The organism is Meridianimarinicoccus roseus (genome assembly GCF_003172915.1).
GTDB classification, from domain to species: Bacteria; Pseudomonadota; Alphaproteobacteria; order Rhodobacterales; family Rhodobacteraceae; genus Meridianimarinicoccus; species Meridianimarinicoccus roseus.
Window position 1 is genome coordinate 24,264 of record NZ_QGKU01000041.1, and the last position, 22,683, is coordinate 46,946.

19 protein-coding genes are annotated in these 22,683 nt (G+C 63.6%); 11 read left to right on the forward strand and 8 right to left on the reverse strand.

The window, feature by feature from the left end; all coding sequences use genetic code 11:
- Positions 1-17: 17 nt before the first annotated feature.
- From mmsA to DKT77_RS13545, 6 genes are read left to right on the forward strand one after another with little or no spacing between them, the layout of a single operon-like run.
- The gene (gene mmsA, locus DKT77_RS13520; protein ID WP_109812222.1) at positions 18-1,538 is read left to right on the forward strand and encodes a multiple monosaccharide ABC transporter ATP-binding protein; all 1,521 of its coding nucleotides are present in this window, start codon (positions 18-20) and stop codon (positions 1,536-1,538) included.
- Between the two features lie 9 nt (positions 1,539-1,547).
- On the forward strand, positions 1,548-2,777 hold the full coding sequence (mmsB, locus tag DKT77_RS13525) for a multiple monosaccharide ABC transporter permease (RefSeq protein ID WP_109812223.1): 1,230 nt from the start codon (positions 1,548-1,550) through the stop codon (positions 2,775-2,777).
- 3 nt (positions 2,778-2,780) lie between these two features.
- Positions 2,781-4,523 (forward strand): L-arabinonate dehydratase, encoded by a 1,743-nt coding sequence (araD, locus tag DKT77_RS13530; protein ID WP_109812224.1) that lies wholly within the window; start codon positions 2,781-2,783, stop codon positions 4,521-4,523.
- Positions 4,523-5,446, forward strand: a complete 924-nt coding sequence (locus tag DKT77_RS13535) for a Gfo/Idh/MocA family protein (protein WP_109812225.1) — start codon at positions 4,523-4,525, stop codon at positions 5,444-5,446. The genes araD and DKT77_RS13535 overlap by 1 nt, the downstream gene beginning before the upstream one ends.
- Positions 5,447-5,490: 44 nt before the next feature.
- A complete protein-coding gene (locus DKT77_RS13540) occupies positions 5,491-6,408 on the forward strand; it encodes a dihydrodipicolinate synthase family protein (protein WP_109812226.1) in 918 nt (305 codons plus the stop codon).
- Between the two features lie 12 nt (positions 6,409-6,420).
- Complete coding sequence (locus DKT77_RS13545) at positions 6,421-7,938, forward strand: aldehyde dehydrogenase (NADP(+)) (protein ID WP_109812227.1); 1,518 nt, start codon at positions 6,421-6,423, stop codon at positions 7,936-7,938.
- A 644-nt stretch (positions 7,939-8,582) separates the two neighbouring features.
- Here the strand turns inward: DKT77_RS13545 and DKT77_RS13550 are convergent.
- The 7 genes from DKT77_RS13550 to DKT77_RS13580 all read right to left on the reverse strand — a co-directional run bounded on the left by DKT77_RS13550 (position 8,583) and on the right by DKT77_RS13580 (position 14,946).
- A complete protein-coding gene (locus DKT77_RS13550) occupies positions 8,583-8,849 on the reverse strand; it encodes a cupin domain-containing protein (RefSeq protein ID WP_238547894.1) in 267 nt (88 codons plus the stop codon).
- Positions 8,846-9,145 (reverse strand): hypothetical protein, encoded by a 300-nt coding sequence (locus DKT77_RS13555; protein ID WP_109812229.1) that lies wholly within the window; start codon positions 9,143-9,145, stop codon positions 8,846-8,848. The genes DKT77_RS13550 and DKT77_RS13555 overlap by 4 nt, the downstream gene beginning before the upstream one ends.
- A 748-nt stretch (positions 9,146-9,893) precedes the next feature.
- Positions 9,894-10,673, reverse strand: coding sequence for a glucose 1-dehydrogenase (locus DKT77_RS13560; protein ID WP_109812230.1), 780 nt, complete (start codon positions 10,671-10,673; stop codon positions 9,894-9,896).
- Complete coding sequence (locus tag DKT77_RS13565; protein WP_109812231.1) at positions 10,660-11,658, reverse strand: sugar-binding transcriptional regulator; 999 nt, start codon at positions 11,656-11,658, stop codon at positions 10,660-10,662. The genes DKT77_RS13560 and DKT77_RS13565 overlap by 14 nt, the downstream gene beginning before the upstream one ends.
- 43 nt (positions 11,659-11,701) lie before the next feature.
- Entirely contained in the window at positions 11,702-13,165 is a 1,464-nt protein-coding gene (locus tag DKT77_RS13570) for an FGGY family carbohydrate kinase (RefSeq protein WP_109812232.1), read from the reverse strand.
- 3 nt (positions 13,166-13,168) lie between these two features.
- A complete protein-coding gene (locus DKT77_RS13575; RefSeq protein WP_109812233.1) occupies positions 13,169-14,128 on the reverse strand; it encodes a transketolase family protein in 960 nt (319 codons plus the stop codon).
- Positions 14,125-14,946 carry a transketolase gene (locus DKT77_RS13580; RefSeq protein WP_109812242.1) on the reverse strand — a complete coding sequence of 274 codons (822 nt, stop codon included), beginning with the start codon at positions 14,944-14,946 and terminating at the stop codon, positions 14,125-14,127. Before DKT77_RS13580 ends, DKT77_RS13575 begins: the two co-directional genes overlap by 4 nt.
- Before the next feature lie 115 nt (positions 14,947-15,061).
- Between DKT77_RS13580 and DKT77_RS13585 the strand changes: the two genes are divergently transcribed.
- From DKT77_RS13585 to DKT77_RS13605, 5 genes are all read left to right on the forward strand, one after another.
- Positions 15,062-16,117 (forward strand): ABC transporter permease, encoded by a 1,056-nt coding sequence (locus tag DKT77_RS13585; RefSeq protein ID WP_238547895.1) that lies wholly within the window; start codon positions 15,062-15,064, stop codon positions 16,115-16,117.
- Positions 16,118-16,211: 94 nt separating this feature from the next.
- Positions 16,212-17,162: a substrate-binding domain-containing protein gene (locus tag DKT77_RS13590; protein WP_109812235.1), complete on the forward strand. Its 951-nt coding sequence runs from the start codon at positions 16,212-16,214 to the stop codon at positions 17,160-17,162.
- A 22-nt stretch (positions 17,163-17,184) separates the two neighbouring features.
- Entirely contained in the window at positions 17,185-18,678 is a 1,494-nt protein-coding gene (locus DKT77_RS13595; RefSeq protein ID WP_109812236.1) for a sugar ABC transporter ATP-binding protein, read from the forward strand.
- A gap of 22 nt (positions 18,679-18,700) precedes the next feature.
- Entirely contained in the window at positions 18,701-19,489 is a 789-nt protein-coding gene (locus DKT77_RS13600) for an SDR family oxidoreductase (protein ID WP_109812237.1), read from the forward strand.
- Positions 19,490-19,617: 128 nt separating this feature from the next.
- Positions 19,618-21,255, forward strand: a complete 1,638-nt coding sequence (locus DKT77_RS13605) for an FAD-dependent oxidoreductase (RefSeq protein ID WP_109812238.1) — start codon at positions 19,618-19,620, stop codon at positions 21,253-21,255.
- Between the two features lie 248 nt (positions 21,256-21,503).
- Here the strand turns inward: DKT77_RS13605 and DKT77_RS13610 are convergent.
- Positions 21,504-22,606, reverse strand: a protein-coding gene (locus DKT77_RS13610; protein WP_109810157.1) for an IS3 family transposase whose coding sequence is annotated in 2 segments (ribosomal slippage) — positions 21,504-22,345 and positions 22,345-22,606 — 1,104 coding nt in all. Because the reading frame shifts where the segments join, the coding sequence is not laid out codon by codon here.
- Positions 22,607-22,683: the final 77 nt, after the last annotated feature.

A 22,683-nucleotide genomic window follows, 5' to 3' on the forward strand; every position in this document is an offset into this window, starting at 1 on the left:
ATCCTAAGGCTGCCCCCATGCAGGACGCGCTGCTGGACATGCGTTCCATCACCAAGACGTTTCCGGGCGTAAAGGCGCTGGACGATGTGTCCCTCAAAGTCCGGACCGGAGAGATCCACGCGATCTGCGGCGAGAACGGTGCGGGCAAGTCGACGCTCATGAAGGTACTGTCCGGGGTCTATCCGGCGGGCAGCTACGACGGCGAAATTCATTATGACGGCGCGCTGGCGCAGTTTCGGGACATTTCCGACAGCGAGGCGCGGGGCATCATCATCATCCATCAGGAACTGGCCCTGGTGCCGCTTCTGTCGATCGCAGAGAACCTGTTTCTCGGCAACGAGAATGCCAGGGGCGGGGTGATCGACTGGCGCGAGACCAACCGGCGTACGGAAAGCCTGCTGCGCAAGGTCGGTCTGCGCGACGCGCCAACGACGCTGGTGGAAAAGCTGGGTGTGGGCAAGCAGCAGCTTGTCGAGATCGCCAAAGCGCTGGCCAAGGACGTGCGTCTGCTGATCCTGGACGAGCCAACCGCAGCGCTGTCGGAAAGCGACAGCCAGGCGCTGCTCGATCTCATGCTCGAACTGAAGACGCAGGGCATGACGCAAATCATCATCAGCCACAAGCTGAACGAGGTCAGGCGCATAGCCGATACAGTCACGGTGATCCGCGACGGCCAGTCCGTATCGAGTTTCGCGGCAAGCGACGGCATCACCGAAGACCGGATCGTGCGCGACATGGTGGGCCGGTCGATGGAGAACCGCTATCCGCCGCGCACCCGGCGGATCGGCGATCTTCTGATGCGGGTGCGCGACTGGTCGGTGACGCATCCCGATCACGCGGACCGGAAGGCGATCCGCGATGTCGAATTCGACGTGCGCGCCGGCGAGGTGGTCGGCATTGCCGGGCTGATGGGTTCCGGCCGCACGGAACTGGCGATGTCGATCTTCGGGCGAAGCTGGGGGCGGAACATCACCGGCACGGTGGAAATGCACGGCAAGCCGGTGGATGTCTCGGATGTCGGCCGGGCGATCCGGGCCGGCCTTGCCTACGTCACGGAAGACCGCAAGAGCCTCGGGCTGATCCTGGACGACACGATCACGCGCAACATCACCCTCGCCAACCTAGCCGAGGTGGCGCGCGGTCCGGTTCTGAACGATCGCGCGGAAACGCAGGTGGCCGAGCGATACCGCAAGGATCTGAGCATTCGGACACCGGGCGTGTTCCAGAAGGTGGTCAACCTGTCGGGCGGCAACCAGCAAAAGGTCGTGCTGTCGAAATGGCTGTTCGTCGGACCAGAGGTGCTGATCCTAGACGAACCGACGCGCGGCATCGATGTCGGCGCGAAATACGAGATCTATGGCCTGATCAACGATCTGGCCGCGGCCGGAAAAGGCGTGGTGATGATCTCGTCCGAGATGCCCGAACTTCTGGGCATGTGCGACCGGATCTACGTGATGAACGAAGGAACCCTCGTGGGCGAGATGCCCACATCCGAGGCCAGCCAGGAGCGCATCATGTCGCTCATCGTGAACGAATAGGGGGCAGGCATGTCTTTAGCGGAAAACTCGTCCCGAAACGCGGGCGCGACCGGACGTATCGGCAGCTACCTCGCGGCGCATCTGCGCGAATACGGGCTGCTGTTCGCACTGATCGCCATCATGGGGTTCTTTCAGATCGTCACGGGCGGCACGCTGCTCAGACCGATCAACCTGACAAACCTGCTGCTTCAGAACAGCTATATCATCATCATGGCGCTTGGCATGCTGGTTGTGATCGTGGCGGGGCATATCGATCTGTCGGTCGGCTCCGTCATGGGGTTCATCGGCGCGCTGGCGGCGGTGATGATCGTCAATCACGAGCTGCCGATCGGCGTGACGATGTTGACCTGCGTGGCAGTCGGCGCGGTCATCGGCGGTGCGCAGGGATATTGGATCGCCTATTGGAAAATCCCGTCATTTATTGTGACCCTTGCAGGAATGCTGGTGTTCAGGGGGCTGTCGCTATGGCTGCTCGAAGGGCAGTCGGTCGGACCGTTCCCGCGCGAGTTCCAGGTTATCGCGACGGGCTTCGTGCCCGACATCCTGCCGGGCGGCGAGGCGTTCAAGGCGCTGCTCGGCGTGCGCAACTTCAACGTGCTGGCGTTTGCGACGGGTCTTGTCGCTGCAAGTTGGGTGGTCTGGTCTGGTCTGCGCCAGCGCGCGCAGAACAGGGCTTACGGGATCGAGGACGAACCCCGCGCCTTCTTCATGGCGCGGATCGCCGTCATCGCGATTGCGCTGGTTTTCATCCTCTACAAGCTGGCGACATTTCGGGGCCTGCCCAATGTCCTGCTGACGATGGGCGTTCTGACGATCATCTACGCCTTCATCACAGAACGCACGGTCCTCGGCCGCCGTATCTATGCGCTTGGGGGCAACGAAAAGGCGGCCAAGCTGTCAGGAATCAAAACCGAAAGGCTGACTTTCCTCGCCTTCGTCAACATGGGCATCCTAGCCGCCGTCGCCGGACTGGTCTTCGCGGCGCGGCTCAATACAGCGACGCCCAAGGCCGGTTTCGCACTGGAACTGGACGTGATCGCGGCGGTTTTCATCGGCGGGGCATCCATGTCCGGCGGGGTCGGCAAGATCGTGGGGGCCGTGGTCGGGGCCTTCCTGATGGGTGTGCTGAACAATGGCATGTCGATCATGGGCATCGGCATCGACTACCAGCAGATGATCAAGGGGCTGGTCCTGCTCGCCGCAGTGATCTTCGATGTCTACAACAAGAAGAAGGGCTGAGGCATGTCATTCAAACCAGCCCAATGGCCCCGCAAGCTGCGGTCCCAGGAATGGTACGGCGGCAGCACCAAGGACGTGATCTATCACCGCGGCTGGATGAAAAACCAGGGCTACCCGGACGACCTGTTCGACGGACGGCCGGTGATCGGCATCCTGAACACGTGGTCCGACATGACCCCCTGCAACGGCCACCTGCGCGAACTGGCCGAAAAGGTGAAGGCAGGGATCTGGGAGTCGGGCGGTTTCCCGATGGAAGTGCCGGTCTTCTCGGCCTCAGAAAACACGTTCCGCCCCACCGCGATGATGTTCCGCAATCTTGCGGCACTGAGCATCGAGGAGCAGATCCGGGGTCAGCCGATGGATGGCTGCGTGCTCATGGTCGGCTGTGACAAGACCACGCCTAGCCTGCTGATGGCTGCCGCCTCCTGCGATCTGCCGTCGATCATCGTGACCGGCGGGCCTATGCTGAACGGCTGGTTCCAGGGTGAACGCGTCGGCGCGGGCACGCATCTTTGGCGTTTCTCCGAAGCGGTCAAGGCCGGCGAGATGACCCAGGAGCAGTTCCTTGGCGCCGAATCTGCCGTTACTCGGTCGACCGGCACCTGCAACACCATGGGGACGGCTTCGTCGATGGCCAGCATGTCCGAGGCGTTGGGAATGGCGCTGTCCGGCAATGCGGCCATCCCTGCTGTCGATGCGCGCCGACGGACCATGGCACAACTTTCGGGGCGGCGGATCGTGCAGATGGTCAAGGACGACCTGAAACCGTCCGACATCCTGACCCGCGCAGCGTTCGAGAACGCCATCCGCTGCAACGGCGCCGTTGGCGGCTCCACCAATACGGTGGTGCACATGCTGGCGATCGCGGGTCGCGTCGGCATCGACCTGACGCTGGACGACTGGGACCGGTGCGGGCGCGACATCCCGACGATCCTGAACCTGCAGCCATCGGGCAAATACCTGATGGAAGAGTTCTTTTATGCCGGGGGCCTGCCCGTGGTGCTGAGACGCCTCGGTGAGGCCGACAAGCTGCACAGGGACGCGCTGACCGTCTCGGGCGAAACGATCTGGAACGAGGTCCGTGAAGCGCAGAACTGGAACGAGGACGTGATCCGCCCGCTTGACCGGCCGCTGACGGAAAAGGGTGGCATCGCGGTGCTTAAGGGTAACCTGGCGCCCAAGGGCGCGATCCTTAAACCCTCTGCCGCCTCGCCGACGCTGTTGCGGCACAGGGGGCGCGCCGTGGTGTTCGAAAACATCGACGACTACAAGTCGAAGATCAACGATGACACGCTCGACATCGACGAGACCTGCATCATGGTGCTCAAGAACTGCGGGCCCAAAGGTTACCCCGGCATGGCCGAGGTCGGGAACATGGGTCTTCCTCCCAAGGTTCTGAAGAAAGGCATCACCGACATGATCCGGATCTCTGATGCACGCATGTCGGGCACCGCTTATGGTACCGTGATCCTGCACACCTCGCCCGAGGCGGCAGCGGGCGGCCCGCTGGCGGTCGTCAGAACCGGCGACATGATCGAAGTGGACGTGGATGCCCGGCGTCTGCACCTCGACATTTCCGACGCTGAACTGGCCGGGCGTCTTGCCCGATGGGCACCCGCCCACGATCGCCCGGACAGCGGCTATGCGTGGCTGCATCAGCAGCATGTCGAGGGGGCCGACACGGGCGCGGACCTCGATTTCCTCAAAGGATGCCGGGGTGCCCCGGTCGGAAAGGACAGTCACTGATGAAGATCGCACTTGTCGGGATCGGGAAGATCGCAGTGGATCAGCACGTTCCGGCCATTGCAGGCAGCACGGACTGGGACCTTGCGGCGACCGTCAGTCGCCATGGCAAGGTCGACGGCATCGAGGCGTTCACCGACCTTGGCGCGATGCTGGACGCACGATCGGACATCCGCGTGGTGTCGCTGTGCCTGCCGCCGGTTCCAAGATTCGACTACGCGATGCAGGCGTTGAAGGCAGGGCGGCACGTGATGCTGGAAAAGCCACCCGGCGCAACCATCGCCGAATGTCACGCGCTGGAGGCCGCCGCGCGTCGGGCTGGCCTTTCGATCTATGCCACCTGGCATTCCCGCCATGCCGACATGGTGGCCGCCGCGAAAGAGTGGCTGGCAGGCACCGCGCTGCGGGCGCTGACCGTGACCTGGAAGGAAGACGTGCGCCGCTGGCACCCCGGCCAGGCCTGGATCTGGGAACCGGGCGGGCTGGGCGTTTTCGATCCCGGCATCAACGCCCTGTCCATCGTGACCGAGATCCTGCCGGACGACATTCACGTGTCAGAGGCGGAACTCGACATTCCCGAGAATTGCCAGACCCCGATCGGCGCGCGGATCGCCTTTCACCATCCCGGCGGCGCGCGCATCGGCGCCGTGTTCGACTGGCGTCAAGACGGAGACCAGACATGGGAGATCGAAGCGCAGACAGATGTCGGCACGCTCAGGCTATGCGAAGGGGGCGCGGTCATGGAGGTTGACGGTATCCGCACCGGAGACGCTGCGCCGCTTGATGGGGAATACCCGCGTCTCTATGCCCGGATGGCGCAGCTTGTCCGAAAGGGCGAGATCGACATGGACCTGCGCCCGATGACGCTTGCCACCGATGCGCTTGCGCTTGGCCGCCGCATCCCCACGGACACGTTTCACGACTGAAGCCCCGCACCTGCCGGACTGCAAGAAACCTTGAAAGACAGACCATGAAACATCCGTTGACCGGCATTCTGCCCGTGGCCCCGACACCGTTTCACGAGGATGGGTCCCTCGATACCGAAGGCATGACACGCGTGCTGGACTGCATGATCGACCAAGGCGTCGATGCGATCTGCGTCCTTGCGAACTATTCCGAACAGTTTGTCTTGTCGGACGCGGAGCGCGCCACCCTCACCCGGCTTTCGCTGGAGCATGTCGCGGGACGTGTGCCCGTGATCGTCACCGTCAGCCATTTCAGCACCCGGATCGTGATGGAACGTGCCCGCGAGGCCGAGGCGATGGGGGCTGCGATGCTGATGATGATGCCGCCCTATCACGGCGTCGGCCTGGCTCCCGCCGAAGCGGGCGTTTTCGAGCACTTCGCCGAAGTGTCGGGCGTCGTGTCGATCCCGATCATGGTGCAGGACGCGCCGCTGTCCGGTGTTTCGCTGTCGGTGCCGCTGCTGGCGAGGATGGCGCAGGAGATCGAGAATGTAAGCTATTTCAAGATCGAAACGCCCTTCGCCGCGGACAAACTGGCGGCCCTGATCGAAACGGGGGGCGATCATGTCATCGGGCCATTCGACGGCGAAGAAGCGGCGACCTTGCTGGCGGATCTGGATGCGGGCTGCACCGGCACAATGACCTCAGCCCTGCAACCCGAACGGATCGGGCCGATCGTGAACAGCTACCTCGCGGGCGACATCGACGCGGCACTGGCGCGATGGCGCGACTGCCTGCCACTGATCAACCACGAGAACCGTCAATGCGGTCTGCGGGCCGCCAAGGTGGTGATGCAGGTCGGCGGGGTGATCGCGTCGGATCATGTGCGCCACCCCCTCAAACCGATGTCGGGGCGCACCCGCAAGCGACTGCTGCACCTGGCTGCCGAACACGACCTGATCGCGTTGCGCTGGGGCAAATGAAGGAGAGGTCCAATGGGCTATGAACCGAATGGCAAACACCTGATCGCCGGCGAATGGGTGTCCGGCCGGACGACCTTCAGGTCTCAGCCCGTGACCGGGGAAGGCACGGGTTTTTGCGAAGGCGGACCCGACGAGGTGGATCGCGCGGCGCGCGCCGCCGAAGACGCTTTCGCCGCCTACGGATGGACTGGTCGCGCGACGCGCGCCACCTTCCTTGAAACCATTGCGGAAGAGATCGACGCGCGGGGGGACGACATCACGCGGCTGGGTTCCTCGGAAACCGGCCTGCCCGAGGCCAGGCTCCAGGCAGAGCGGGGGCGCACGGTCGGTCAGCTGCGCCTTTTCGCGGACCATATCCGCGACGGCGCATATCTTGACCGTCGCCACGACGCGGCAATGCCAGACCGTCAGCCCCTGCCCCGGCCCGATCTGAAGATGGTGCAGCGTCCCGTCGGGCCGGTAGCAGTGTTCGGCGCGTCCAACTTCCCCCTGGCGTTTTCGACGGCTGGGGGCGACACGGCCTCCGCGCTGGCAGCGGGCTGCCCGGTCATCGTCAAGGGGCACCCGGCACACCCGGCCACCGGCGAAATCGTGGCCGATGCGATCTCGGCGGCGATTGCGCGCTGCGGAATGCCGCCGGGCACGTTCTCATTGGTCCAAGGCACCGGCCATGACCTCGGCGGTGCGCTTGTACGGCATCCGCTGATCACTGCGGTCGGATTCACCGGCTCGCTCGGGGCCGGCCGCGCGCTGTTCGATCTGTGCGCCGCGCGGCCGGTTCCGATCCCGTTCTTCGGTGAACTCGGATCGGTCAACCCGGTCTTCGTGATGCCCGCTGCGCTGGCCCGGCGCGGGGCGGATCTTGGTGCGGGCTGGGCCGGGTCGCTGACAATGGGGGTTGGCCAGTTCTGCACCAACCCGGGCATCGTCGTCGCGCCTGAGGGACCGGGGCTCGACGCCTTCGAGAAAGCCGCGGTCGATGCATTGATGCCCTTGGAGGCCTGCGCAATGCTGACAGACGGGATTGCGGCAGCATTTCGGCACGGCGCGGCCGAGGTCGGTTCGGTGAAGGGCGTTCAGGACCTGCTTGGCCGCAGCAGCGCACACCGCAATGCCGCACCGGCCCTTTACAAGGTCGATGCCGAAACTTGGCTGGCCAATGACGTGCTGGCCGAAGAGGTGTTCGGCCCCCTCGGCATTCTTGTGGTAGCCAGCGGCCCGGACCACATGCTGCATGTTGCGCGCAGCTTGCAGGGCCAACTGACGGCGACCTTGCAGATGGACGATGCCGACACAGACATCGCGCGTCCCTTCGTCCCGGTGCTTGAACGCAAGGCCGGGCGGATCCTTGTAAACGGCTTTCCCACGGGCGTCGAAGTGGCCGATGCCATGGTCCATGGCGGGCCATACCCGGCATCGACGAATTTCGGCGCAACCTCTGTCGGCACGCTGGCGATCCGTCGCTTTCTTCGGCCGGTCTGCTATCAGAACGTGGCAAGCCCGCTGCTGCCGGACGATCTCAGGCCATAGAACGGCCGGATTGATACGTCACATCGGTGACCTTGGCGGATGCGCCCGCGCGGGACATACTGTGGACCCGATGGTCCGGCAGATGATCCACGGCGCCAACAGCCGGGCTGGGGGGCCAGATGCCAGAATTGCGCGCTCACCGCCGCACCCTTGAAGTCGCGGTGGCCGGTAGCGCACCGCTGAAAGATGCGCGCGACTCGCCTGCATCCGCGTCGCGTTGACGTGCCGGATCGCGGCATGGTCCTGTTCCAGCGTCGCCGGGTTCCCTTCTTCCTCGAGCTAAGTTGCTCTGTCAGGCTGCGTCGGTATGGTCCCAGCGGGAGGCGCCGAGGGGCGAGGTCCCTGTGTCCCCCAACTGCGAGCTCGGGCACAGGCCTGGATGACACCAGAGGCGTTCCCCTTGGCCATAGTTCAGCGTGGCATTGTCGGTCACGCGCACGGCTCCGGATTCGAAGAAGCCCAAGTCCATTTGCCGACTGAACGGGATGTCGAGCCCTTAGGTCCACCCCATCGCCCCTGTGGCGACGTTGGGGTGGCCATGAACGTTCCAGCCCGGCGTCAGCAACCGAACGTACCGCGACATGCGCACCGGATCGCCGTTCACGGCTGTCCGAACGCCCGCGCCCTTGACCATGAAACGAGTGCTACGAATGGCGGTTCGCGGCGGCGTTCTCAAACGTCGGAAGGGACTCGATCACGCACCACAGCTTTGGTGTGATGTGGGCCCACACGCCACGGCCGGGATCGGCACCTTCGATGGCGCGCCACTCCCCGGCCCAGTCCACCAATAGCAGCTTATCGGACCGTTCGGCCATCGGCAGCAGGACCGCCCTTTTCAAGCCATGGGGCTGCGCCTTGAGCTTTGGGAATTCCGGCATCAGGTCACCGCTCTGGGTCCAGAGCGGGTTCACATGTTCTGCGCGAACCAGTCACAAAGCGCGCGCAGGCCCGGCAAATCCTCGGGTTGCATGGCATGGTCCACGGTCTTTCCTCCTTGTGTCGGGGTCAGGAGGCGTCGGACCCTGGCCGAACGCGGGGAGCGCGTCGAGATGCGCCCGGTGGCGGGCCAAGCGTCGGGCACAGTGGCGCAGCAGCGGTTGTTCCACACCTGCGCGTCAAGGCACAGATCGGCTCGGCCCGGCGTGTTGCGGTAGCAGAGGCGCCCGACGCCGCAGCCGTCCGCAAGCGCGGTTCTCAGCGCGCTCAAGGTGAGGCCGACCCACTCGGTGAACCATGGCAGTCAATCGGCCGATTGATTCTTCAGAACCGGATGAAGGCGGCCGGACACGCGCTGACGTCTGTGCAGTCCGCTGCGAAGGTCGCCATCCATGCAAATCCCGTGATCAACCATGCCAGCCTAGCAGAGCTTATCCCCCATGACCGCGCCACCTTCGGCGGGGTGATCGAACGGCTAGGGGCGAAGGGCTAAAACCCGCCCGCGCGACCACCCTGTCCGGCAATTGTCGCTCAAGCCGATGGGTAAGAAACACTGCTCGACGACACGAGACCCGCGGTCCGCGCGATGCAACACGACATGCCTACCGGTCTCACAGCGAAGGGTCGTTGGGAATTCCTGCGGCTCGCCAAGAAGGCTGCCAATTGCGGAAACGATCTTGGCCGACCGTCAGCGATGACCCGGAAGCCGCAGAGCGATCACCGCCAGTGTGCTTGAAGCCTTGACCGGGGATGTGCCCGAGTTCGATCATTCGCGGACAGTTCGCTCTAGCGGACGAGGCGAAACCCGGGTTCTGTGAAGTCTTTTGGTCTTGCGCCCCGGTGAACCGCCACATCTTCGCGAACCGGGCTGGCACATGACCGGCCAACTGCCTTCTACACGCACGCACCTGCGATACGAGAACCTGCCAGAATGTTCTGTCAGCTGCTCGCCCCGAGCCGCGTCCGATCGGTAGCCGCACAAGAAATTTCAGCGCCGGAGGGCCGACGGCGTGCCGCGCCTAGGACATGATCAGTCCGCCATCCACATTGATCGTCTGCCCGGTGATGTAAGCGGCGTCGTCACTGGCGAGAAAAGCGACCAGCCCGGCAACATCTCGGCCCTGCCCCGCGCGCTTCATCGGTATGTTCTGCACCCAGTCACGCATCAATTCGCCCGGGCCATAGTCGCCCAGCATCTTGCCCCACACCCGGTCATTGTAGTCCCACATGTCGGTTTCGATGATGCCGGGGCAGATCGCATTGACCGTTATGGCATCGAGCGCGACTTCCTTTGCAAGGCTTTGCGTGACGCCCATCACCCCGAATTTGGACGCGGCATAGTGCGGGGTATAGATGAACCCTTCGCGGGCCTGGCCCGAAGCGGTATTGATCAGCCGCCCGCCCCTGCCTTGGGCTCTCATGTGCCGGATCGCCGTCTGGCAGCACAAGAACACGCCCTTGGTGTTGACAGCAAGCGTTGCGTCCCATTCCGCTTCGGTCAGGTCTTCGACCTTTGAGATCGTGATTATGCCGGCATTCTGAACGGATACATCGATCTGCCCGAATGTTCCTGCCGCGAAATCGTAAAGCGCCTCGACTTGCGGCTTCGAGGAAACGTCGCAGCGAAATCCACGGACGCGCCCGGCATCGCCAAGCTTGGCGGCAGTGTCTTCCACATCCGCATCGATCGAACCGATAACAAGGTTCGCTCCCTCGTCCACGAACCTTCGGGCCAGAGCCAGGCCGATCCCTTTGTTGCCGCCCGTCACGACAACGGTCTTCCCCTCAAACCTGTGCATCCTGTTCCCCCTCCTTCGACGCATCGGGCGGGTTGTCCGCCACCAGCCGCTCGGCCGTGAACTTGTCGGTGATCAGCACGTTGATCGCGCCGGTCCTGAGTGCGCCCCGGATCGCCTGCGTTTTTGACCGGCCGCCGGCCAGCGCGATAACGCGATCCACGTTTTCAAGACTTTCCAGCGACATGCCGATGACCCGGTCATCGAGCGGCGTCTTGACTGTCGCGCCATCGGCATCGAAAAAGCGCAGGCTCATGTCGCCGACGCCGCCTGCCTCGGCGATATCGGCCAACTCGCGGGACGAGAACACGTTGCCGCTACGGGCCAGCATGCTGGACGGTTCCATCGCGCCGATCCCTACGATGGCGAGTGTGATCTTTCCAAAAAGGTCCATCGTTTCGCGGACATAAGCATCGCTCAGCAACACCAGCTTGGCTTCACGCGATTGCGCCACGCCCGGCGCGCTGAGCAGATGCGCCTCGGCCCCGGTCAACCGGGCAAGCCGGGTGGTCAACTGGTTGGCGTGGATCTGCACGGTCGGATCGCCCATGCCGCCCAGCGTCTGAACCACGTGCTTCGCCCGCCCGCCCTTCATCGGGTGGATGTTGTCCACCATGCGCAGGATGGTTTCGGACCAACTCGACACGCCGATGATCTCGGCCGGTTGCAGGGTCGCCTCGAGGAAATGCGCGGCGGCCTCCCCGATGCGTGCCATGATTGCGCCATCCCGGTCCTCGGAACATTCCACGACGATGACCTCGACGATGCCGAACGCGTCCCGGATGGCGGTTTCGAGATCGGCATAGGTTCCAGATGGCGAGACGACCGTGGTTCGCACGATCTCTTCTTCGACGGCCTTCTTCAGCATCCGCGATACTGTGGCCTGCGACATCCGAAGGTGCCGGGCGATATCCGCCTGACGCGCACCTTCGATATGATACATCTGCGCGACGCGCGCGATGAGCCTCAGTTCATTCAGGCGAGACATACAGGATGGTCACTCTGTGCGGATCCATGTGAATTTTTATTCACTAGCCAGTTTGAAGCGCGCGCGCAACGGCGCCCCGCCATCTCTTTAGATCCTCCTCGCGCCGGGCGTCGGGCATCCGCGGCGGGATCGCCAGGTCGTGCTGCACGAGTGCCGAAAGCGCATGCAGATCCGCCCAGAAGCCGACGGCCAGCCCGGCAAGATGCGCCGCCCCGAGCGCGGAGGCTTCGGCCTGCCTGCATGGAACGATCGGGTGTGCAATGTAGTCGGCCACCATCTGCATCAGGAACCGGTTCCGGCTCGGGCCGCCATCGACGGAAAGGCGGCCGATATGCCCTGCGGCTCCAGCCATGACAGTGAACACATCGGCGACCTGAAGCGCCATGCTTTCCGTGGCAGCGCGCGCCAAATGGGCCCGACCGGAGGCGAAGGAAAGCCCCGTCACGAGGCCACGCGCTTCCGAAACCCAATGCGGCGCCCCGAGCCCCACATGCGCCGGAACGAGCGATACGCCGCCGCTGTCCTCGACGCTCTCGGCGAGGGTCAGCAGCTCCTCCACGCTGTTCAGCCCCAAAAGCTCGGCCGTCCAGGGAAAGACCGATGCGCTTGTCAGGATGTTGCCCTCGAAGGCGAAGGTTGACACGCCGCCCAGCGACCAAGCGATCGTGGTCGTGATGCCCTTCGGCGGGGAGATGTAGTCGGCCACCGCGGTCATCACCGACGATCCGGTGCCGAAAGTCACCTTGCCGTCGCCCGGCGTGAAGGCACCGTGGCTGAACAGTGCGGCATGGGAGTCGCCTATGGCCGACGCGATCGGAATTCCGTCAGGCATCACGCCGGTGTCACGGGTGGTGCCGAACACGTGGGCAGAGTCTCGCACCGTGGGCAGCATTGCCCTGTCCACGCCGAACAACTCGCATAGTGCATCGTCCCAAGCCCCGTCCGCGAGGTTGAACAACTGCGTGCGAGCCGCATTCGATCGGTCGGTTTCATGAAGCGCGCGCCCTGACAGGTTCCAGATCAGCCAGCTGTCCACGGTGCCGATACAGATGTCAGGGCTGCTTTGCGCGGCTTCGCGCAAAAGCCAGCCGATTTTCGTGGCCGGGAAGAGCGGATCGATAGGCAGGCCGGTCCGCGCGATCACGCCGGGTTCATGGCCTGCGCCGCGCAGCGCGGCGCATTCGGGCGCGGTGCGTCGGCATTGCCACGTGATCACCGGTCCGAGAGGCGCGCCGGTTCTCCGGTCCCAGATCAGGATCGATTCGCGCTGGTTGGAGATGCCCAGGGCAACGATTTCGGCGTCGGCAGCGTTTGATAGGCAGTCCTTGACGGCCGACCGGGTCGCGGACCAGATCTCGCAAGCATCCTGTTCGACCCATCCTGCCTTGGGATGGCGGATCGGTACGGGCGACGACCCGCTGGCAAGCACCCGGCCGTCATGGCCGACAAGGATCGCCTTGCAGTTCGTGGTGCCTTCGTCGATGGCCAGAACGGCGCCGGTCCGCATAAGTCAGACCTTGCGGCCAAGCAGGGCGACGGCGCTGTCGGCGATCGCCTCGGGCGACATGCCGAAATCGTCGAGCAACTGGTTGGCTGAACCGGTATGCGCGAACACACCAGGCACGCCCAGCCGTGTCATCGGAACGGGGCAACTGTCCACCACGACCTCGGCAACGGCGCTGCCGAGGCCGCCGAAAATCGTGTGCTCCTCGCAGGTCAGGATGGCGCCCGTTTCCGAGGCGGCGGCCCGGATAGCGTCTGCGTCGATGGGTCGGACACTGGCCATGTTCAGCACGCGCGCCGACACGCCCCGCGCAGCGAGCCGCGCTGCCGCAATAAGCGTCCGATGCGTCAGAACACCGTTCGCGATCAGCGTGACATCGCCGCCGTCGCGCAGCAGGTTCGCCTTTCCCAATTCGAAAACATGGCCTTCAGTGAACAGGTCGGGGACACCCACGCGACTTAACCGCAGGAAGCAACCGCCGTCGTGCACGGCGGCCCAGGCCACCGCCGCCGCGGTCTCAAGGCGGTCGGCGGGTGCGATTACCGGCACATTGGGCAGAGCCCGGATCCAGGCAAAATCCTCGATCGAGTGGTGTGTCGCGCCAAGTTCGCCGTAGGCCATGCCAGAACTGATCCCGACCAGCTTCACATTGGTCTGCGAATAAGCGACGTCCGCCTTGATCTGCTCCAGAGCGCGCCCGGTCAGGAACGGCGCGGCAGCGCAAACGAAGGGAACCTTGCCACCATTGGCAAGGCCCGCCCCGACACCGACCATGTTCTGCTCGGCGATGCCGACATTGATCAGCCGGTCCGGAAAGCGGTCACGAAACCCTGTCAGCTTGGACGATCCGACAGAATCGTTGCAAACTGCGACGATGTCGCGGTTCGCCGCTGCAAGCTCTTCCAGCATTCCCACGAAGGCATCGCGGCAGTCGTGCAGCCTGGCCGTTTCGAATGGCGCGTTCATTCCCCGGTCTCCATCAGTTCGGCCATCGCCTGCCGGTACTGACTTTCGTCCGGCACCTTGTGGTGCCACGCCACATTATCCGACATGAACGAGATACCGTGGCCCTTGTTGGTGTTGGCGACGACGCATTTCGGTTTTCCTGGCGTTCCGGTCGCCGTCGAAACGGCATGGCAGATCTGAGAATGGTCATGGCCGTCGATGTCTTCGACATGCCATCCGAAGGCCTCGAGCTTGGGCCTGAACGGGGCGAGATCGTTGGTTTCGGAAAGGCGCGCGCCCTGCTGAAGGCGGTTGTGATCGATGATGAGCGTCAGGTTGTCGAGACGGAATTGCGCGGCAGCCATGATCGCCTCCCAGTTGGACCCCTCCTGCATCTCGCCGTCGCCGACGATGACGAAAGTGCGCCATGACCGATCATCAAGTTTGGCCGCCTTGGCCATACCGACCGCCACGGGAAGCCCATGCCCAAGCGGTCCCGTGTTGGTTTCAACACCGGGCAGATAGACCCGGTTGGGGTGCCCGTTCAGCCGCGACCTGTGCTTTAGGAAGGTCGAGATTTCGTCGCGGGGCAGAAAACCGCGCTCGGCCAGCACGACGTAGAGCGCAAGCGCCGTGTGCCCCTTGCTGAGCACCAGCCTGTCGCGTTCAGGATCAAGCGGCGCCGCGGGATCCACGGAAAGCTCGTTGAAGTAGAGGCAGGTCAGGATATCGATCACCGACATTTCGCCGCCGACATGGCCTGCGCCTGCCTCGAATACAGCCTGAAGGTCTCGGCGGCGTATCCGGCTGGCGACGAAGCGGAGCTCCTGAGAATCCATTTTCATACCTGCATAATTATTTGCCCCTCAAAAAACATCCATTCACTCGATATGTCAAGTCGCCGTCGGCCCGCAAAAAGCTAGAAAGGCGGGGCACTCTCAGAATCCGGCGTGCTTGACAGGCTCAATTCACTCAGATACGAATTTTACAACGGTATTGAATATTTATGCTAACAAGAAAACGGGAACTATGTCGGATACAGCTGACTCACGTTTTGGCATCGGCGCCCTGCGGGAGGCCTTCTCGCTCACCGGTGCAACTGGACCTCTCATAGGTCTACTGCTGCTGTGCGCCTTTCTGTCCCTGGCCACCGACTCGTTCCTGTCGATCCGCAATTTCCTGAATATCCTCGATCAAATCACGGTTCTTGGTATTCTCGCAGTCGGCATGACCTTCGTGATCCTGATCGGCGGCATCGATCTGTCGGTCGGATCGGTTCTTGCCCTGTCGATGATGGTCCTCGGCTTCCTGAACGTCGAGGCCGGGCTGCCTATGGGGCTGGCGATTTCAGGCGCGCTGCTGGCCTCCGGGCTGGCCGGGGCCTTGTCCGGGGTCATGATAACGGTTTTCGCCGTTCCGGCCTTCATCGCGACCCTTGCCATGATGTCCATCGCTCGGGGCTTGGCGAGCATGATCACCAACGGCTCGCAGATCATCGGCTTCCCGATCTGGTTCAACATGGGCGCGATCGTCCGGCATGGCGGCTTCCTGACGATGACCGTCGCGGTGATGCTGGCGGTCTTCATCGCTGCCTGGCTGTTCCAGCGCTACCGCAAAGAGGGGCGTGAGCTTTACGCGATCGGCGGCAACCCGGAAGTGGCGCGCCTTGCCGGCATCAACGTAAACCGCATGACCATCCTAGTCTACACCGCCTGCGCCGCGCTGTCGGGCCTGGGCGGGGTTCTGCTGGCCGCACGCCTCGACGCGGTACAACCGACCATCGGCATCGCCTACGAACTCGACGCGATCGCGGCCGTGGTCATCGGCGGCACCAGCTTGTCGGGCGGCACCGGAGGGATCGTCGGCACCCTGATCGGTGTGCTGATCATCGGCGTGCTGCGCAACGGTCTCAATCTGCTGTCGGTGTCCCCGTTCCTGCAGGCGGTGATTATAGGCCTTGTCATCGTGCTGGCCGTCGCCGCCGAAACGTTCAAGCGCGCCCGAAGGTAAGGGGCGGCATGAAATCCCAACAAGAAACCGGCCCGGCAAACCGGGTACAACCGATCCGGAAAAACAATGGATCACCCAAGGAGGAGGAAATTCAATGAAATCCACGACACGCAAGGTGCTGGCAGTCGCCGCACTGACGGCGGCGGCCACCACCGCATCGGCTGACGATCATGTCGGCATCGGCATCGAGAAGATCGGCCTCGCCGTGCCCAACCTTCAGGCCGACTTCTTCAACCAGATCAAGCTGGGGGTCGAGAATTATGCCGCCTCTCTCGGGATCGAGGTGATCACCGTCGACGCCAAGGGGGATACCGCAACGCAGGTAAGCCAGGTCCAGGACCTGATCACTCAGGGCATCGACGCCTTCATCTACATCCCCGCCGGGGCCGCGGCTGCTGCCGTGCCCACGCGGCTCGCGCGCCAGGAAGGCATCCCGGTCATCAACGTGGACCGCGAACCCGAGGGAGAGCCCGGCGACACGGTGATCTACGGCGAGAATGTCATGTCCTCCTACGAAGTCTGTTCGTCGATCATCGAACGGGCCGGCGGCGAAGGCAAGATGGTGATAATCCATGGCCAGAAGGGCACGACCCCGGAGGTCCAGCGCTTCGAAGGCTGCAAGATGGCCATCGACGAAAACCCGGGCGTGGAACTGGTGGCCCAGCAGTGGACGCAGATGTGGTCACCCGATGAAGGCTTCTCCATCGGGCAGAACATGCTTCAGGCGCATCCCGACCTGAAGATGATCTTCGGGCAGGCAGACGGGATCGCAATGGGTGCCGCGAAGGCGGTACAGGCGGCTGGCCTCGACGATCAGATCGTCGTTGGCGGGTATGACGGCGACGTCGCCGCGCTGGAATCGCTGGCACGGTGCGACACGCCGTTCGTGGTAACCGCAACGCAAAGCACCCAAGCCATGGGCGTGCTTGCCGTCAACTCGGCCATCGCCGTTTCGAAGGGCGCCTCGGTACCCGCGCGGCAGATCCCGAACGCCGTGCTGACCGACTGCGAGAACGCCCAGCAGTTCGTCGAGAAGCATCCCTGATCCGTCCCGACACAGGTGCGCCATGACCAAGCCGTCGTCCGGTCCGATCCTGACCCTGCGAAACATCTGCAAGTCCTATGGCCCGATCGAGGTCTTGCACGGGGTCGATCTGGATGTGCATGCCGGCGAGGTCGTGGCGCTTCTTGGCGAGAACGGGGCCGGAAAATCGACTCTCTCGAACATCATCTCGGGCGCCGTGCGCCCGAGTTCCGGCAAGATGACCTGGCAGGGCGCCCCCTATGCGCCCGCCAATCCCAAGGAGGCGATCACAGCGGGCGTCGGCATGATCCAGCAGGAATTGCTGCTGCTGCCGCAATTGTCGATCGCCGAGAACATGTTCGTCGGCCGCTACCCGTCGCGGGCGGGTCGGGTCGATCGCGCCGAGATGCGCCGCCGCGCAAGGGAGGGCATGGCGCGGCTTGGTCTTGACCTGCCGCCGGGGCGCCTTGTCGCGGGTCTGTCGACGGCCAGCCAGCAGCTGATCGAGATCGCAAAGGCGCTCACCCACGATGCGAGGCTACTGATTCTGGACGAGCCGACCGCCGCGCTTGGCGGGGAGGAAACGCAGCTTCTGTTCCGCCAGATCGAACGCCTGAAAGCGGAAGGCGTCGGGATTGTCTACATTTCCCATCGGCTGGAAGAGATAAAGCAGATCGCCGACCGGATCGTGGTTTTGCGCGACGGGGAACGGGTAAGGGATTTCGATACGGCCGACATGCCTGTCAGGACCATAGTCGAGGCGATGGTGGGGCGCAGCATGGACCAGCTGTTCCCGCCGCTGTCCACCCCGTCAGACCGCATCGTTCTAGAAGTCAAAGGCCTGAAATCCCGCGCGGGGGCATTTTCGGGCGTGGATTTCGAGGTGCGCCGGGGCGAGATCTTTGGCATCTCGGGGCTGGTCGGGGCGGGCCGGACGGAGCTTGTCCGCGCGATCGCCGGCGCCGATCCGCTGGCCGAGGGCAGCGTGCTGCTGAACGGGCAGGACGTGACCCCCCGCTCGCCGCGCGATGCGATGGACAGAGGCATCGTTCTTGTGCCCGAGGACCGCAAGCAGCAGGGCATCATCCTGGACCACAGCATTGCCGAGAATATCGCCTACTCCAATCTCGACGCCGTTGCGCGTGGCGGATGGATCGCGGCGCGCAAGGTGCGCAGCTTTGCCGATGACAGCATCTTGCGGTTCGGCGTGAAAGGCCGCGGGCATCAAAAGGCCAACGAGATGTCGGGCGGCAACCAGCAGAAGGTTGTGATCGCGAAATGGCTGGCCCGCAACCCGTCGGTCGTGCTTCTGGACGAACCGACCCGAGGAATCGATGTGGGCGCCCGGTCCTCGATCTACGAAATCATCCACGCCCTTGCCGAGGCCGGCGTGGCGGTGATCGTCGTCAGTTCCGATCTTGAAGAGGTGCTGGGCGTGTCGAACCGCATACTCGTCATGGCGGCGGGGCGGCAGGCCGGCATCCTCGACCATAAAGAAGCGAACGACGTCTCCGTCATGGAATTGGCGACGGCGTGAACTGACACCACGAGGGATTTCCATGACACAAACGACGTTGAACGCACCCGCCCTTTTCGATCTGTCCGGCCGCACGGCACTGGTTACCGGCGCGGGAAGCGGCATCGGCCAGCGCATAGCGGTTGGACTTGCACAATGCGGCGCCGACGTGGCCTGCCTCGACCGACGTACGGACGGCGGCCTTGCGGACACGGTTGAAATGATCGACGCCACCGGGCGCAGGGCCATCGCCGTCTCGGCCGATGTCACGGACCGCGCCGCGCTCGACGACGCCGTGGCGCAGGCCGAACGCACGTTCGGGGCCCTTGGCATCGCGGTCAACGCCGCCGGGATCGCCAATGCGAACCCGGCCGAGGAAATGGGTGAGGAGCAGTATCAGACCCTCATGGACATCAACATGAAGGGCGTCTTCCTGTCCTGCCAGGCCGAGGCGAACGCGATGCTGCGGCACGGAAAGGGCTCCATCATCAACATCGCGTCCATGTCGGGCGTGATCGTCAATCGCGGTCTTTCGCAGGTGCACTACAACGCGTCGAAGGCTGGCGTGATTCACATGTCAAAATCCATGGCAATGGAATGGGTTGATCGCGGCGTGCGGGTGAATTCCATTTCTCCCGGCTACACCGCAACTCCCATGAACACGCGCCCCGAGATGGTCCACCAGACCAGGGAATTCGAAAGCCAGACACCGATGCAACGCATGGCGAGCGTGGACGAAATGGTCGGCCCCGCCGTGTTTCTCGCCTCCGATGCCTCGTCCTACTGCACCGGGGTCGACCTGCTGGTCGATGGGGGCTTTTGCTGCTGGTGAGCCGCAAACACGACGGCGCGTGAAGCCACCGCCGACGCCGCACCGCCACCCCGTGCATAGATTCCGCGACCCCGTGGGGTCGCCTTTCGCGCGCGATGCATTATGCTTTCGTCGCAGGGGGTGCGGTCATGGCACAGAAAATTCTGGTCCTCGGCGGCGGCTTCGCCGGGATGTACGCGGCCAATCAGGTGAAACGCAGACTCGGCGCAAAGGCCGATGTTGAGGTCATTAGCCGCGACAACTACTTCGTCTTCCAGCCCCTCCTGCCGGAAGTCGCGGCCGGCTCCATCGCCCCGCTGCACGCTGTCTCACCACTGCGGGAACTTCTGAGGGGCGTATTCGTCCGCAAGGCCCGCGTCGAAAGCGTCGATTTCGAGCGAAAGATCGTGACAGTCTTCCAGGGCGTGCAGCGCCGTCCGACCGAAGTGCCCTATGATCACCTTGTAGTCGCACTCGGGCAGGAGGTCGATCTCAGCCGGATGCCGGGCCTGACAGACCACGCGCTGACCATGAAGACGCTCGAGGATGCACGCCGCTTGCGGGCGCATGTTATCGAACGGCTCGAACATGCCGAGATCACGCAATTGCCGGACGTGAAACGCGGCGCGCTGACATTCACCGTGATCGGCGGCGGCTTCTCGGGGATCGAAACCGTTGGCGAGATGAAGGAACTGATCGACCGCTCGCTGCGCTTCTATCCCAATGTCGACCCCGGCGAAGTGCGCGTCGTGGTGCTGGAATTCGCGCACCGCATTTTGGGCGAGATGCCTGAAAAGCTGGCAGACTATGCCCATAGGACGCTCGCTCGGCGCGGGATCGAGATCCAGACCGGGGTCGGCGTGGCATCCGCGACCGGAACGCAGCTTGTTACGACCGCAGGAGAAGTGATCGACACCCGCACTATCGTCGCGACGATTGGCAATGCGCCATCGCCGATCGTTCTGCGGCTCGACCTTCCGATCGAGAAGGGCAAGATCGCCGTGGACAGGACGATGCGTGTGACGGGCCGCGACGATGTCTGGTCGCTGGGCGATTGCGCGATGATCCCCATGAAGGACAACGCCAGTGCACGCGGAGATTTCGCGCCGCCGACCGCGCAGTTCGCCGTCCGCGAGGCCCGGCAGGTGGCGGAGAACATCGCGGCGTCGCTGGAGGGAAAGCCGCTGTCGCCGTTCGTCTATGCCTCGCAGGGGGCGCTTGCCTCGCTCGGCGCACGGCGCGGCGTGGCCGAAGTGCGTGGAATGCAGTTCACGGGCTTCTCTGCGTGGCTCCTGTGGCGGATGTACTACCTGGCCTTCCTGCCGGGCATCGCCACGCGCGCGCGCGTCCTGATAAACTGGATTCTCGACGGACTCAGCCCGCGCAGCGTGGTGCACCTGCGGGCCGAGACTCCGCGCGACATCCGCCATCACCAGTACCGCGCGGGCGACAGGGTCTACGAGCGCGGCAATCGCGCCGACGGGGTCTACACGGTGATCGAAGGCGCACTCGAGGTGCGCCGCATGAACAAGGACGGCACCGAAACGACCCGGAACATCGGGCCGGGCGATCACTTTGGCGAGCGGATCCTCTTCGGCGAGACCCGGCGCGGCGCAACGGTCCGCGCGCTGGAAGACAGCAGGGTCATGGTGATCCACGAAGAAGCTTTCCTGAACCTGGCCGAGGGCTTCGCGCCGCTGCAATCCTATTTCAGCGACTACCTGCGCGAAACGCACGGCCTCGATTGGACCCCGTCCCGGCCCGGCCGCAAAAACGCTGCCCAATAGCCGCGCAGCACGTCCGCGTAAAGGTGCCGGGCGGCCCCAACGGGTCGGCCAACGAATTGCTCTGATCCGCAGAAAAACGTTTGAAGCTGGCGTTTTCCGCCAAGTTGCCCAGACTGGGAGAAGAGCGGAATCGCATGACGGTATCTGACCTGCCCCCTTCCGGTTCCTCATTCACAATGAGAGTCTACAGGTGGGATTGCACTGCTCCCCGACCTTGGACCGCCGGAAGCTGGATTTTTCCGGCTGTCTCACGATGACGGGCTGGTGACGCCATCGGGATAATGCATGGCCATCGGGATGTTGTATCCGATCGCGCTGTGAGGTCGGTCTTCGTTGTAGTGTCTACGCCAATCTTCCAGCTTTTCGCGGGCGTCGGCAAGGCTCATGAACCAGTGCGCGTTCAGGCATTCCGCGCGGAGCTTCGAATTGAACGCCTCGATGAACCCGTTGTCGGTCGGTTTTCCCGGTCGCGAGAAGTCCAACGTGACGTCGTTGGCATAGGCCCAGAGGTCGAGGTCACGGGAGATGAACTCGCTGCCATTATCGACCCGAATGGTCTTCGGGTAGCCGATCTTGGCGCAGACCTTCTCCAGTGTTTGCACGACGTCTTCGCCGCGGTAGGCGAAGCGGGCATCAGCCGCTGGACAGAGCCGGGAATGGGTGTCCACCACGGTCAGGATGCGGAGCTTCTTGCCCATGGCGAGTTGGTCGTGAACGAAGTCCATCGCCCAGACATCGTTCGGGCCGACCGCTTCCTGGCGGTCCTCGCGCAGCTTCGCTTTCACCCGGCGTTTCGGGTGCTTGTTCCGCAGCTGAAGCCCCAATTCGTTGTAAATCCTGCGCGTCTTCTTCATGTTGATGATCCAACCTTCTCGCCGAAGCAAGACATGCACACGGCGATAGCCATACCGCACACGCGTCTCGCAGATCTCCCTGATCCGCCTTTCGACGGCAGCCTGATGCGTCCGCCGGGACTTGTAGTGGTAGCTGGACGTGTCAAGGCAGATGGCCCCACAGGCCTTCCGGATCGACACGCCCCAGTCGACGCACATCCCGGTCACGATCTCTCGCAGACGCCCAGGCTTCAGAGCTTTCGGCGGATCACGTCCTGCAACATCTCCCGATCGAGGGTCAGATCGGCGACGATCTTCTTCAGCCGTGTGTTCTCGTCCTCAAGCGCCTTCAGCCGGCGCATCTCGTCTGGCAGCAACCCGCCATATTTCTTCTTCCAATTGAAATAGGTCGCCTGGCTGATCCCCGCCTTGCGACAGATCTCCGCGACCGGCGTTCCCTGCTCCCCCTGCTTCAGGATGAACGCCTTCTGCGCCTCCGTGAACTTCGATGCCTTCATGCGTTTCCGCTCCTCTCCCAGCCAGGAAAGATTAGCCGAAAACTCCAGCTTCAAACGGTCCAGTTTTCAGGGGGCAG